This is a genomic window from Bacillus cereus group sp. N21, assembly GCF_016483395.1.
In the GTDB taxonomy this organism is placed as follows: domain Bacteria; phylum Bacillota; class Bacilli; order Bacillales; family Bacillaceae_G; genus Bacillus_A; species Bacillus_A pseudomycoides.
The window spans coordinates 18,519-32,728 of sequence record NZ_JAEHBX010000010.1; the positions used below are offsets into that span (position 1 = coordinate 18,519).

A 14,210-nucleotide genomic window follows, 5' to 3' on the forward strand; every position below is an offset into this window, starting at 1 on the left:
AAAAAGCGGGGATTCCCCGCTTTTTTTGTAACTAAAAAAAGAGTGCCCCCCAGTATGCACTTCTTTTCGTATATATTATTTCTGATTTCTCTTCCATTTTGTAAACTCTAAAAATTCACGAAATTGTTCTTTTGATACACCGGAGTTCATGGCTTCTTTGACGAGATGTGTCCATTCCGAATCCAATTGATTTTCGGATGGTATTTCGTCATGAAGGAGCGTATCCACGGGAATTTGCAGAACATTAGCAATTTTTTCAAGAAATTGAATGGAAGGGTTCTTTTGTAAATTACGTTCAATGGAACTAATATAAGACTTTGCAACACCTGCTTTTTCAGCAAGTTCTGTTAAAGAAATCCCTCTTTGCAACCGAAGGCGTTTTATACGTTCTCCTATCATCTTTGTGCACCTTTCTGTAAGTATGTAGTCGGCTTATGATGTCATTATTATAACACAAATTTCGTTAAAAAGAACGCCTCTGCTAGTTTCTGGTAGGCTGGTTCATACGTTGGAAAAAGTGTTCGATATCTTGAATAGCAATCCCAGCATCTAAAGCTTCAAGCATTAAATCAATCCAATCCTGATCTAGCGTATCTGCCTTTTCTTTGTACAAAGTGTATTCCTCCCTAATATGTAATGAATCGTACAAAATAAACAATCTTTTAAACACATTATAATATTTCGAAAAGTTAATTTGGTAAAAATAATGTTAATTTATTGTATATTTTGTAGGTAAAATCAATAAAAAGTTATTGTTTTGTCATTCTATAAAGAAATTGTAATAGTTTTATCAAAAATTATCAATATCTTCAGAAATAACTGATATATGGAGAAATATTTTGTGGAAAATATGTAATTTTTACAAAAATGTTACGAAAGTTACAAAATAGCACAAAATCAAACAAAATATTGAAAAATTACTGAATTTTTATTATTATCTAAATATTGGTACATATTTTATTGGGGGAGGAAAAAAGGGATGAAAAAGAAACCGTTTAAAGTGTTATCAACACTTGCTGTAGCAGCTGTTCTTAGTTGCTCGTTTGGGGCTGGTAGCCAGTCTGTTTATGCAGAAACACCTGCAAAAACAGTATCTACAAGTCCAATTGATGATCATTTAATTCCAGAAGAGCGCTTAGCTAATGCTCTTAAAAACCGAGGAGTGATTGATTCATCAGCTTCAAATGAAGAAACAAAGAAAGCTGTCGAAAAGTATGTAGAGAAAAAGAAGGGTGACAAACCTGGAAAAGAAGAAACAACTGGGGATTCTGTTACAAAAGAAGCGTCTGATTTCCTGAAGAAGGTTAAAGATGCAAAGACAGATACAAAAGAAAAATTAGAAACACCAGCAAATGGTAATGGAGCTGGAGCAGTTCCCGCTAAAGGCGCATTAAATGGTAAAGTGCCAACTACTTCTGCAAAGGCAAAAGAGTATAATGGAAAAGTTCGTAAAGACAAAGTACTTGTTTTACTTGTAGAGTATGCTGACTTCAAACATAACAATATTGATAAAGAACCTGGTTATATGTATTCTAGTGATTTTAACCAAGAACATTATCAAAAAATGTTATTTGGTGACGAACCATTTGCATTAGATGATGGAAGCAAAATTGAAACATTTAAGAAGTATTATGAGGAACAATCTGGCGGTAGCTATACAGTAGATGGAACAGTTACAAAGTGGTTAACAGTTCCAGGAAAAGCTGCTGATTACGGCGCAGATGCTGGAGATGGTCATGATAATAAAGGACCACTAGGACCTCGTGACCTGATCAAAGATGCATTAAAAGCAGCGGTAGATAGCGGTCTTGATTTATCAGAATTCGATCAATTTGATCAATATGATGTAAATAAAGATGGCAATCAAAATCAACCAGATGGCTTGATCGACCACTTAATGGTTATCCATGCTGGTGTTGGACAAGAAGCTGGTGGTGGCAAATTGGGTGATGATGCAATTTGGTCACATCGTTGGACAGTTGGTCAAAAACCATATGAAATAGAAGGTACAAAATCAAAAGTACCATACTGGAATGGGAAAATGGCAGCGTTTGACTACACAATTGAACCAGAAGATGGAGCAGTTGGTGTATTCGCGCATGAGTATGGTCATGATTTAGGTCTTCCAGATGAGTATGATACAAAATATTCTGGCGGCGGCGAGCCAGTTCAGTCATGGTCTATTATGAGTGGTGGTAGCTGGGCAGGTAAAATTGCTGGAACAACGCCAACAAGTTTCTCTCCGCAAAACAAAGAGTTCTTCCAAAAAACAATTGGTGGAAACTGGGCGAATATTGTGGAATTAGATTATGATAAGTTAAACCGAGGAATTGGTTATGCAACATACTTAGATCAAAGCGTAACAAAAACGGATCGCCCAGGTCTGATCCGTGTTAATTTACCGGATAAAGATGTAAAAGGAATTCAGCCTGCGTTTGGTAAGAAGTACTACTATAGTACAAAAGGTGATGATCTTCATACAACATTAGAAACACCTTTATTTGATTTAACAAATGCAACAAATGCAAAGTTTGATTACAAATCATTATATGAAATTGAAACAGACTATGATCTCTTAGAAGTACATGCAGTAGCAGAAGATGGATCGAAAACATTAATCGATACAATTGGTAATAAAAATGTAAAAGGTGGTGCAGATACCACTCTTGGAAAATGGGTAGACAAATCTTATGATTTAAGCCAATTTAAAGGTAAGAAAGTGAAGCTTGTATTTGAATATATTACTGATGGTGGTTTAGCATTAGATGGATTTACTCTTGATAATGCAACATTAACAGTAGATGGTAATGTTGTATTCTCTGATGATGCAGAAGGTACACCAAAATTCAAACTAGATGGCTTCGTTGCTTCTACTGGAATTGAAAAGAAAAAGCACAACTACTATGTAGAGTGGAGAAACTCTGCTGGTGCTGATGAAGCGTTAAAATATGCTCGCGGTCCAGTATATAACACAGGTATGGTTGTATGGTATGCAGACTCAAGCTATACAGATAACTGGGTTGGCGTGCATCCAGGATACGGATTCCTTGGTGTAGTTGATTCTCATCCTGAAGCAATTGCAGGAACTTTAAATGGTAAGCCAACATTTAAAGATAGCACACGTTATCAAATTGCTGATGCAGCGTTCTCTTTCGATCAAACACCAGCATGGAAAGTTGTATCACCAACTCGTGGAACATTTGAATACAGTGGACTACCAGGTGTTGCGAAGTTCGACGATTCTAAAGCTTATATTAATAAGCAAATTCCAGATGCAGGACGCATTTTACCAAAACTTGGCCTGAAATTTGAAGTAGTTGGCCAATCGGATGATAAGTCTGCAGGTGCAGTTCGCTTATATCGTTAATTATGAAGAAGCTGTTGAAGGTTTTCCTTTCAACAGCTTTTTTTATGAGCAAATGTATTTTATATGAAATGCAAACTCGTATATAATTAAACTTTAAGAGTAGGAAAATGTTAAGTAAAAGGTGGAATATATATTGAAGAACCAATATAAAACCTTTTTTTAAGGTGGTAGAGAGGATCCGTCCAAGCATAGAAGCGGTCAGATCTTTTTCCTGCCCCATGCCAAGTGAAAACAAAGAGAGAAAATAAGTGTAGGTCACTTTTTGTTTTCATAGTAGTGATTTATATGTTGAAATAGCAATGCAAATATAGAAGGTGGGGATAGCAGATGGATATCACTTCTATTGTGAACGAGCAAAAGTCATATTTTTATAAAGGTCACACAAGAAATATAGAAGAAAGAAAGCAACATTTAAAAAGATTATATGAAGGGATTCAGCGTTTTGAGTCTGATATTTTTCAAGCGTTAAAATTGGATTTAAATAAATCAGATCATGAATCATTTACGACAGAGGTTGGATACGTATTAAAGGAAATTTCATTTTTAGTGAAACATCTTTCTTCATGGAGTAAGCCGAAGCGCGTTCGTACCGCACTTACACATGTTGGTTCGAAAGGAAAAGTGGTTCCAGAGCCTTATGGTGTTACCCTTGTAATGGCTCCGTGGAATTATCCCTTTCAACTTGCGGTTGCACCCCTTGTAGGGGCAATAGCCGCTGGAAACACGGTTGTATTAAAGCCGTCAGAATTGACACCTAATGTTTCTAGTCTTCTTGCAAATATGTTACAAGAGTTATTTCCGGCCGAACTTGTTGCGGTTGTTGAAGGCGGTACCAAAGAGAGCACAGCACTGTTAAAAGAGCCGTTTGATTATATTTTTTTCACCGGTAGCGTTGGAGTGGGTAAAATTGTTATGGAGGCGGCAGCTAAAAGTTTGATTCCCCTTACGTTAGAGCTTGGTGGAAAGAGCCCATGTATTGTGCATAATGATGCAAAGTTAGAAATAGCAGCAAGGCGCATAGTTTGGGGGAAATTCTTGAATGCGGGACAAACATGTGTTGCACCTGATTACATATATGTTCATTCTTCTGTAAAAGAACAATTTATTGAAGCACTACGAATTGAAATTAAAAATCAATATGGCGAAAAACCACTGCAAAATGAAAATTACGTTCGGATTGTCAGTAAACGTCATTTTGAAAGATTATGTTCTTTCTTACAAGATGGTAGGGTTGAAATTGGTGGGAAATATAATGAGGAAACTCTGCATATTGAGCCTAGTATTATAACGAATATTACATGGCAGGATTCCGTTATGGAAGATGAAATTTTCGGTCCAATTTTGCCGATTATAGAGTATGAGAAAATAGAAGACATCATGGAAAGAATTCAGCGACAACCTAAATCATTAGCTTTATATGTATTTTCAGAGAGTAAAGAAATTCAAAGACAAATTACACGTAATGTCTCATATGGCGGTGGGTGTATAAATGACGTTGTATATCATCTTGCTACGCCATATCTACCCTTTGGTGGTGTTGGGAGCAGTGGATTAGGAAGTTATCATGGAAAACAAAGTTTTCGCACATTTTCACACTATAAAAGCATTTTATCCCAATCTACAGTATTTGATATGAAAATTCGTTATTCTTCTACAAAAAGTGCTTTAAAATTCATACGAAAGTTGTTAAAATGATGATGGTGTTTATCAGTAGGCGTAGCCGTATGATAAAAACCCCTTCTCGCCTGAAGGGGTTTTTCTGTTCGACATATGTATCATGCGAAAATGAATCAAACATACTACATAAAGAATAGATAAGGACGCTGTTAAACAATCGTTTTTGTTTGGATCGAAACAAAAGAATTGATAGAAAACTAATATTTATTCATGAATATAAAGATTGAAAATTTGAGGTAGATAGGACGGGAAAATGAAAAAGATTATTAAAGTTGAAGCAGTAGAAAAACATTTTGGAGATCAAGTGATTATACCACCTCTTTCTTTAGATATTAAAGAAGGAGAATTTTTAACAATTCTTGGACCGAGTGGGTGTGGGAAAACAACGTTACTTCGTATGATTGCAGGTTTTGAAACTCCTACAAAAGGGAATGTCTTACTTGACGAGGATAGAATTAACGATTTACCACCTTATAAGCGTCATATGAACCTAGTGTTCCAGCATTATGCATTATTTCCACATATGACGGTGGAGAAAAATATTTGTTTTGGTATGAAGATGCAAAAAGTATCAGCTGCAGAACAAAAAGAACGTGCAGAAGAAGCGATGCGCTTAACGCAGCTCCTTGAATTCCGTAATCGTAAGCCTGCAAAACTTTCTGGTGGACAACAACAGCGTGTTGCAATTGCAAGAGCAATCGTAAATAATCCGCGTGTGTTATTACTGGATGAACCACTTGGAGCGCTTGATTTTAAGTTGAGAAAAGATTTGCAGCGTGAATTGAAAAATTTGCAGCGTAATTTAGGAATTACGTTCATTTATGTAACACACGATCAAGAAGAAGCAATGAGTATGAGTGATCGAATTGTTGTTATGAATAAAGGACATATTGAGCAAATCGGAACGCCAAAGGAAATTTATAAAGAACCGAAAACATTGTTTGTTGCGACGTTCATTGGTGAAAATAATATTATAAAAAATGGGGAAAGCTACGTAGCAGTGCGCCCTGAAAATGTAAAAATACGTTCGGTTGAGCACCCGATTTTAAAAGAATACCATCTTGGGCATATTGAAGATGTTGAATTTGTTGGAAATATGGAAAAGCTTTATGTACGCGATGAAAAAACATCAGAACTATTAATGGCATATCAAACTGCCGAAGAAGCAGCGCAGTGGAGTATCGGTGATAATGTATATGTAGGCTGGGAGCAAGAGGATGAGGTGACCTTAAATTGAAAAAAGGGAAACTACTCGCATTACCTACAGTTACATGGTTGCTAATCTTCTTTTTATTTCCGCTTGTATTCGTATTAGCATTTGCGTTCTTACAGCGCGGAGCATACGGGACAGTGGAAATGCAATTTACATTAGATAATATATCGCGCGTGTTTGATCCGTTGTATATGAATACATTATGGGAAACAGTGAAAATTGCAGTTATTACAACAGTACTTTGCTTACTCATTGGTTATCCATTTGCATATACAATTACAATTGTTGATCGTAAATATCGTTCTATTCTTCTATTATTAGCAACGATTCCGTTTTGGATTAACTTTCTTGTGCGCTCATATGCATGGATTGTTATTTTACGTTCACAAGGTCTTGTAAATACATTATTGCTGAAGTTAGGCATTATTAATGAACCTTTAAATTTATTATATAATACACCATCTGTAATATTAGGAATGGTATATTCTTTACTTCCATTTATGATTTTACCAGTGTATGCAGCGATTGAGCAGCTTGATAAACGTAAGTTAGAAGCAGCATATGATCTAGGGGCAACACCAATGAAGGCATTTTGGAATGTGACATTGCCAATGACGATGTCAGGGGTCGCTACTGGTTCGATTCTAGTATTTGTTTCATCTATCGGAATGTTTGTTGTATCAGACGTCATGGGTGGATCAAAAGTAGCATTGATCGGAAACGTGATTCAAAACCAATTCTTAGGTGCGCGTGACTGGCCATTTGGATCTGCATTATCAATTATTGTTGTTCTGTTCTCTGTTCTGTTAATTTACTTATATTATCGTGCGACGAAAGTATATAAATACGGAAACGGAGGGGAATAGACAAAGATGAAGAAGTTTTTAGTATCTTATTCTTGGTTGATTTTATTGTTCTTGTATTTTCCAATGATGGTTCTAATGGTATATTCTTTTAACGATTCGCGTATTAACGCAGAATGGGAAGGATTTACCTTCCATTGGTATACAGATTTGTTTCAAAAGCAAGATGTCATTGATGCATTTGTAAATAGTATTACAATTGCAATCGTGACGACAGTTGTGACAACGGTTCTTGGCGTGATTTTTGCTGTTGCATTACATCGTTATAAATATCGTTTTGAAGGAGCAATTAATGGTCTTGTATATTTACCGATTCTAATTCCGGATATCTTAATGGGATTATCATTACTCATTTTATTTAGTCAAATTGGGATGGAACTTGGACAAGTTACCATTATTATTGCACATATTACATTTAGTATTTCGTTTGTTGTTGTGATTTTAGCAGCACGTCTTTCTGGTATGGGACGTGATTTAGAAGAAGCGGCGAATGATTTAGGTGCAACCCCATGGCAAACGTTTCGTTATGTAACGTTTCCAGGAATTGCACCTGGGGTTATTTCAGCGGCATTATTAACATTTACATTATCAATCGATGATTTTGTGATTAGTTTCTTCGTGTCTGGACCAGGATCAACAACATTGCCATTATATATTTACAGTATGGTGAAACGCGGAGTAACACCTGAAATTAATGCTCTTTCTACAATATTAATTGTTGTTATTGTTGGATTAATGGTTGCATCGGAAATATTCCGTAATAAAGGTGCAGATGGTGAAGAAAACTCTGGAGGACATCTTCCATTATAAGAGAGAATTACAAAGAACGAGGAGGCAATGAATCGATGAAATGGATGAAAACAATAGCTGGTGCAGCAATTAGCTTTAGCCTTGTTGCCGGTGTACTTGCTGGCTGTGGTGAAAAGAAAGAGGAGCTAAATATTTATAGCTGGGCTGATAACTTTGATGAGCAAGTGTTAAAGGATTTTGAAAAAAAATATAACGTGAAAATTAACTATGATAAATACGCAAGTAACGAAGAAATGCTTGCGAAATTACAAGCTGGTGGTGCAAAATATGATTTAATTCAACCGTCAGATTACATGGTTAAAACGATGGCAAAAATGGATTTATTAGAGCCATTGGACAAGAAGAACATTCCAAATGTAAAAAATCTTGTTTCAAATTTTAAAACACCTTCATTTGATCCAGAGAATAAATACTCGCTTGTATACACTTGGGGTGTAACAGGAATTGCTTACAATAAAAAGTATGTAAAAGAAGCGCCAACAAGTTGGAGCGACTTATGGAATGAGAAATATAAAGGACATGTTACTTTATTAAATGATTCTCGTGAAGTGTTAGGAGTGGGTCTGAAAAAGAACGGATTTTCAAACAGCACACAAAATGATGCAGAGTTAAAGACAGCAGCTGCTGACTTGCAAAAATTACTTCCTAACTTACTTGCATTTGATACAGATAATATTAAACAAAAGTTTATTACAGAGGATGCTTGGATTGGAACAGTCTGGTCTGGAGATGCAGCGTTCATTGCAAAAGATAATAAAGATGTAGAGTATGTTGTTCCAAAAGAAGGCGGTACAATTTGGGCGGATACATTAGCAATTCCAAAAGGTGCGAAACATAAAGATCTTGCCGAGAAGTTTATGAACTACTTAATGGATGAAAAAGTAAGTGTGAAAAACTATGAATCCATTGGATATAGTAATCCAAATGAAAAAGCATGGGAACTTCACAGTAAAGAGTATCGTGATAATCATATGATTTTCTTATCGAAAGACGAATTAGCTCGTACAGAGTGGCTTGTTGATGTAGACAATAAATTAAAAGAGTATGATCGTTACTGGACAGAGTTAAAAACAAAAGGAAAATAGAAACAGAGAACTGAATCTTTTAGGTGGGAGAGAGGGTCCGGCCGGGCATAGAAGCGGTCAGATCCTTTTTTCGCCCCATGCCGCGTGAAAACAAAGGGAGAAAATGAGTGGAGATTCCTTTTTATTTTCATAGTCGCGATTTATGTGTTGGAAAAACAAACTGGATATATAATAAAATGCGGTTTCTAAATAGGAACCGCATTTTTTCATAATAGGAGGAAAAATTTGAAACGAAAATTACATCGATATGAGCTCGCTTGTATTCTCTTGTTGTTTGCTGCATTTGCTCTCATTGCTTGGAGAGTACAAGCAGATGATGTAACAACACTTGATATATATGTGAAAGATCTTGTAAGAGGATTACAAACAGAAAGTTCACTTGCGTTTTTTACATATTTTACAAAAATGGGATCTGCAATTGGGATTATAAGCACGCTTATTCTTAGTCTGTTCGTGTTTTGGAAGAAACGTTACTATGCAGCGATGATTGTGTATCCTACGGTCGTGTTAATGACACATCTTGTGAATAAAGGAATAAAAGAAATGATGAAAAGAGATCGTCCGAGCTTAAATGAAGCGCTTGATGCCCTTGGATATAGTTTTCCAAGCGGCCATGCTATGCTATCAATGATTACGTATGGATTTCTTGCTTATATCATTGCTGCAAACGTAAAAAATGTGGCTGGGAAAGTTGTTATTACGATTGCGATGGCATTGCTAATCATATGGATTGGATTAAGTAGGATTATTTTATCTGTACATTATCCGACTGATATTTTAGCTGGCTATTGTTTAAGTGGTATTGCATTAATTATTGCTATTTATTTTCATCGCTTATTTTCAGAGCGATTTGGAACGAATCAAGAGAGATGAGACACGTCCGAAAAGGCTCAGATTACCGGGTTTTTCGGACGTTTTTTTCATACCAAATTCTCTAATTGATTATGGTAATATGTGCTAAAATATATATAAATCCAAATGGAAAAACCGACATAAACCATTTTTTAGGTGGAAGAGAAGATCCGTCCGTGGATAGAAGCGGTCAGATCCTTTTTCAGCCCCATGCCAAATGAAAACAGAAAGAGAAAACAAGTAGCGGTCACTTTTTGTTCTTCGTCGCAGCAACTTATATGTCGAAAAATTAAACTGGATTTATATAGAAAGATTCACTAATTATATAAAGTAGGTGAAGATGTGTGAAGACAAATGTACATAAAATAGATAAATGGGGGGAATTCGGTAGTTTTCTTTATCAACTTCGCTATACAGTCATAATTACATTAGTTGTGTTAGCGATAGCACTCGGCATTTTCGCACCAAAACTTCCAGGGGTATTAGGGGGCGATGGTTTCCAAACAAAAGGAGACTATCAAACGACAAAAGCAATTTTAGATAAAGATTTTAAACAGTCTCAAGATACGCTCCTTCTTGTTTTCCAGAAGAATAGAGGAATTTCAAAAGAGGATTTTCAAAAAAGAATCGAAGACATTACAACAAGAATTCAAACGAAAGAAACGTATGATTCATTCCATCATCCATTAGAAAATAAAGAAATGTTACAAGACGATATTGCGTATGCGACAATTTTATTTTCCGGGAAAACAAGTAAAGAACGGAATGAAAAGACATTACAATTTGCAAAAGAAATAGAAAAGGAAAGTAACGATACTTTGAAAGTATCACCAACAGGTTTTCCAAAGATTAATGAAGAAATTAATGAGCGGACACAAAATGATTTGAAAGTAGCAGAAATGATCGGATTGCCAATTGCCTTTCTTGTACTACTATTTTCATTCGGTAGCTTGCTTGCTTCCATCTTGCCGATTTTAAATGGGGCGCTGAGTGTTATTAGTACAATGGGCATTTTATATTTTATTGGTGTAGATAAAGAGTTATCTATTTTTGTATTAAATGTTGCACCTATGATTGGGCTTGCGCTATCAATTGACTTTGCATTGCTGTTTGTGAATCGGTTTCGAGAGGAAGTGGCATATCGGACAGTAAAAGAGGCGATAGCTGTCACATATCAAACAGCGGGGCGTGCTATTGTATTTTCAGGGTTATGTGTTTTTGTTGGTTTATCCGGTTTGTTTTTCTTTGAAATTGATTATATTCAGTCTGTTGCGATTAGCGGGATGATTGTTGTTATAATGAGTATGTTATTTTCACTTACACTTCTTCCGGCATTGTTATCGTTAATAGGGAAGCGAATCTTGAAAAGGGATCAAACTGCACCTCGCACTTCAAATATATGGCGTAAGTTCGCTCAATTTGTTATGAAGCATCCTATTATGATGATTATCGTTGTTACATTGTTTATTATTGTCTGTTTGTTGCCGCTGCGCACTGCTAATCTGCAATTTCCTGGTGTAGAAGCATTGCCAGAGAAAAGTGATACACGAATTGCATATGAAAGGTATGAAGAGTCATTTAACAAAATTGTAAAAACACATGCCGATGTTACACTAGTACTAGAGATGAAAAGTAATGTCATAGAGAAAGAAAATTTACAGAAGTTAGAAGATGTTATTCAAAAACTGAAAAAAGATAAGCATGTATATAAAGTAAAAAGTCTATATGATGAACTAAACGGTATGAAACCTGAACAGTTTGCTACATTGTTACAATCCCCACAGCGTACGCAAGTGGAACCTGTACTGGAAGCATATACAAAAGGAAATAAAACAACTCTTCAAATTTCCTTGGATACAAAGCCGAGAACGGAAATTGCGAAGCAATGGGTTCGTGATTTTAAAGACACGTATAAAGATGACAGTATTACGTATTATTTAGGTGGTATGACAACATTTCAACAAGAGTTAGAGGATGAAATTAAAGATAAAGTTGTGGTTGGGATGTCCGTCATATTCGGTTCCACTTTCTTTATTTTGCTCTTTGCATTCCAATCTATACTTATTCCAATTAAGGCCATTGTGATGAATGTACTTAGTTTAAGCGCAACCATTGGTATTGTGATTTGGCTATTTGAAGGTGGGCATTTTGGATTGGAAGAAAGTTCAGTTTTATTCGTGTTACCAATCTTTATATTCGGCCTTGTGTTCGGTTTAAGTATGGATTATGAAGTATTTCTTATTTCTCGTATTCATGAATTGTATGAAGAGACAGGAGATAATGATACGGCAACGTTAGAAGGACTTGTATCAACGAGTCGTATCATTACATCAGCTGCTCTCATTATGATTGTTGTAACAGGAGCATTTGCATTTACTGATATTTTACCAGTAAAGCAAATGGGACTCGGTGTGGCACTTGCTATTTTTCTTGATGCAACAATAATTCGACTTATGCTTGTACCAAGTTTAATGAAAATGTTCGGAGATTGGAACTGGTGGCTGCCGTTCCGAAAGAAAAAAGTAAAATCATCGGATTAAAAAAGCGCTCATCTTGTAGAGAGACCACTGAAAAACGGAAGTTTTTCAGTGGTCTTTTTTGATCCGCCATTCTTTCCATATATATTCATTTTGATTTACTGACATATCAATCGCAGATATGAACACAAAAGTGGATCTTCTCTCATTTCCTCTCTCACCCAAAAAGAAAAGTTTTTTAGCAGTTTCTCTTATAGGATGAGCGCTTTTTTTTTATGAATAGCATCACCCTCTTTTTGCAAATAGTATGTGGTAAGAACAATACATATAAAAGCAGGTGAAGACAATGTTTCGCTATTTTAAATTTAAGTTAAATGATACTGTACAGTTTGCAGAAAATGATGGGCACATGTATCGCATTGTCGGCTATAGACTAGAAAAAGGGTTTTACCCAAAAGATGAATGGACTCATATTATTTATGAATTACTGAGGGAATTTGATGGGTACACAATGGATGCTGAAGAAGAGGAACTTGTGAAAGTAATTCAAGTGGAGGAAGAATATTATAAAATACATGAGATGTCCGGTTATCGGTACCCGGTGAAAATGAAATCGAAGCCAAAAGTTTCTCAGGAAGAAACGATAGATGATTTATTAGATGCTTACAATGACTACAAGCGATTAGCAGATTTTTTTAAAGATTTATCTTATGAGCAAAAAGCAGAACAAATGTTACGAGAAATGAAGAAATTACGTGCTTAGAGGGCAGTCTATGCAATAGACTGTCTTTTGCTTTAAACAATGCATAATGAATCATTTTCCGTTACAATAGTAGAATCAATAGAAATAAGGTGGATAAAGCATGGAAATGAAAAGAAAGGGAGAATGGTGTGAAATTACGGTTCCTGCTAAATGGAGCGGTATCAGCATTGATTCTTTGTTAAAAGAAGAATGGGGCGTCCCAAAAAAACTATTACATCAACTTCGTATGGAAAAAGGTATCATCGTCAATGGAGAACGAAAACGATGGAGTGAACCTTTAGCAGAAGGAGATAAATTGCAAGTTCATATGTTTATCCAGGAAGAATATGGTGTCCAGCCGGAGTTCGGTGATTTAGAAGTGATATTTGAAGACGATCACGTATTAATTGTAAATAAACCTGCGCATATGGATACGCATCCTTCTAGCAAAGGTGGAACAGGAACACTTGCAAACCTTGTTGCTTTTCATTTACAAATGCAAGGTGTGGAGACGAAAGTACGGCATATTCATCGATTAGATAAAGATACAACGGGTGGCGTTGTATTTGCAAAACATGGGATAGCTGGTGCTATTATGGATCGGTTATTAATGGAGCGTAACATTAAAAGAACGTATTTGGCATTGGTGGAAGGGAAAGTAAAAAAGAAGCAAGGGATAATTGACGCAGCGATTGGAAGAGATCGACATCATGCAACAAGACGCCGAGTTTCTTTAAAAGGTGATCAAGCGGTAACGCATTATCGGGTAGAGAAATATTTTAAGCATCAAGATGTAACGCTTGTAACGTTACAATTAGAGACAGGAAAAACACATCAAATTCGCGTTCATATGAGTCATAGTGGTCATCCACTAATTGGTGATACGTTATATGGTGGACAATCCACATATATGTCAAGTCAAGCCTTACATGCTATGCGGATTGCATTTTTACATCCAATTACAAAAGAAGAGATAACAGTAGAGGTTCCACTTCCTAGCTATTTAAATAACATCATGAAATCTTTCCAAACGTCGAACAAGTAAAGTTTTTCTGTTTAGTTGAGAAAGATATTTTTTGCAGGAAATTTTTTGTGAAAATCGAAGCCGTAAATAGAAAAGAGAG

The 14,210-nt window shown here is 35.8% G+C and carries 12 protein-coding genes; 10 read left to right on the top strand and 2 right to left on the bottom strand.

Annotated elements, in window-relative coordinates; all coding sequences use genetic code 11:
- Positions 1-75: 75 nt before the first annotated feature.
- Together JDS96_RS08000 and JDS96_RS08005 are read right to left on the bottom strand one after the other, a co-directional pair.
- Complete coding sequence (locus JDS96_RS08000; protein WP_003196031.1) at positions 76-399, bottom strand: helix-turn-helix domain-containing protein; 324 nt, start codon at positions 397-399, stop codon at positions 76-78.
- Positions 400-481: 82 nt separating this feature from the next.
- Positions 482-613, bottom strand: coding sequence for an anti-repressor SinI family protein (locus tag JDS96_RS08005; protein WP_003196032.1), 132 nt, complete (start codon positions 611-613; stop codon positions 482-484).
- Between the two features lie 366 nt (positions 614-979).
- Between JDS96_RS08005 and JDS96_RS08010 the strand changes: the two genes are divergently transcribed.
- The 10 genes from JDS96_RS08010 (at position 980) to JDS96_RS08055 (ending at position 14,131) form a co-directional block, all read left to right on the top strand.
- Positions 980-3,367, top strand: a complete 2,388-nt coding sequence (locus JDS96_RS08010) for an immune inhibitor A domain-containing protein (protein ID WP_199666565.1) — start codon at positions 980-982, stop codon at positions 3,365-3,367.
- Positions 3,368-3,694: 327 nt separating this feature from the next.
- The gene (locus JDS96_RS08015) at positions 3,695-5,062 is read left to right on the top strand and encodes an aldehyde dehydrogenase (protein WP_018764142.1); all 1,368 of its coding nucleotides are present in this window, start codon (positions 3,695-3,697) and stop codon (positions 5,060-5,062) included.
- Between the two features lie 235 nt (positions 5,063-5,297).
- On the top strand, positions 5,298-6,281 hold the full coding sequence (gene potA / locus JDS96_RS08020; protein WP_199666566.1) for a spermidine/putrescine ABC transporter ATP-binding protein PotA: 984 nt from the start codon (positions 5,298-5,300) through the stop codon (positions 6,279-6,281).
- Positions 6,278-7,123 (top strand): spermidine/putrescine ABC transporter permease PotB, encoded by an 846-nt coding sequence (potB, locus tag JDS96_RS08025; protein ID WP_018764143.1) that lies wholly within the window; start codon positions 6,278-6,280, stop codon positions 7,121-7,123. Before potA ends, potB begins: the two co-directional genes overlap by 4 nt.
- A gap of 6 nt (positions 7,124-7,129) precedes the next feature.
- A complete protein-coding gene (gene potC, locus JDS96_RS08030; protein ID WP_003206425.1) occupies positions 7,130-7,930 on the top strand; it encodes a spermidine/putrescine ABC transporter permease PotC in 801 nt (266 codons plus the stop codon).
- Between the two features lie 35 nt (positions 7,931-7,965).
- The gene (locus JDS96_RS08035) at positions 7,966-9,015 is read left to right on the top strand and encodes a polyamine ABC transporter substrate-binding protein (RefSeq protein ID WP_003196038.1); all 1,050 of its coding nucleotides are present in this window, start codon (positions 7,966-7,968) and stop codon (positions 9,013-9,015) included.
- Between the two features lie 225 nt (positions 9,016-9,240).
- Complete coding sequence (locus tag JDS96_RS08040) at positions 9,241-9,888, top strand: phosphatase PAP2 family protein (RefSeq protein ID WP_199666567.1); 648 nt, start codon at positions 9,241-9,243, stop codon at positions 9,886-9,888.
- A gap of 323 nt (positions 9,889-10,211) precedes the next feature.
- Positions 10,212-12,407, top strand: coding sequence for an MMPL family transporter (locus tag JDS96_RS08045; protein WP_199666568.1), 2,196 nt, complete (start codon positions 10,212-10,214; stop codon positions 12,405-12,407).
- 283 nt (positions 12,408-12,690) lie between these two features.
- A complete protein-coding gene (locus JDS96_RS08050) occupies positions 12,691-13,107 on the top strand; it encodes a hypothetical protein (protein ID WP_003206419.1) in 417 nt (138 codons plus the stop codon).
- A 100-nt stretch (positions 13,108-13,207) separates the two neighbouring features.
- Positions 13,208-14,131 (top strand): RluA family pseudouridine synthase, encoded by a 924-nt coding sequence (locus JDS96_RS08055; protein ID WP_003196042.1) that lies wholly within the window; start codon positions 13,208-13,210, stop codon positions 14,129-14,131.
- Positions 14,132-14,210: the final 79 nt, after the last annotated feature.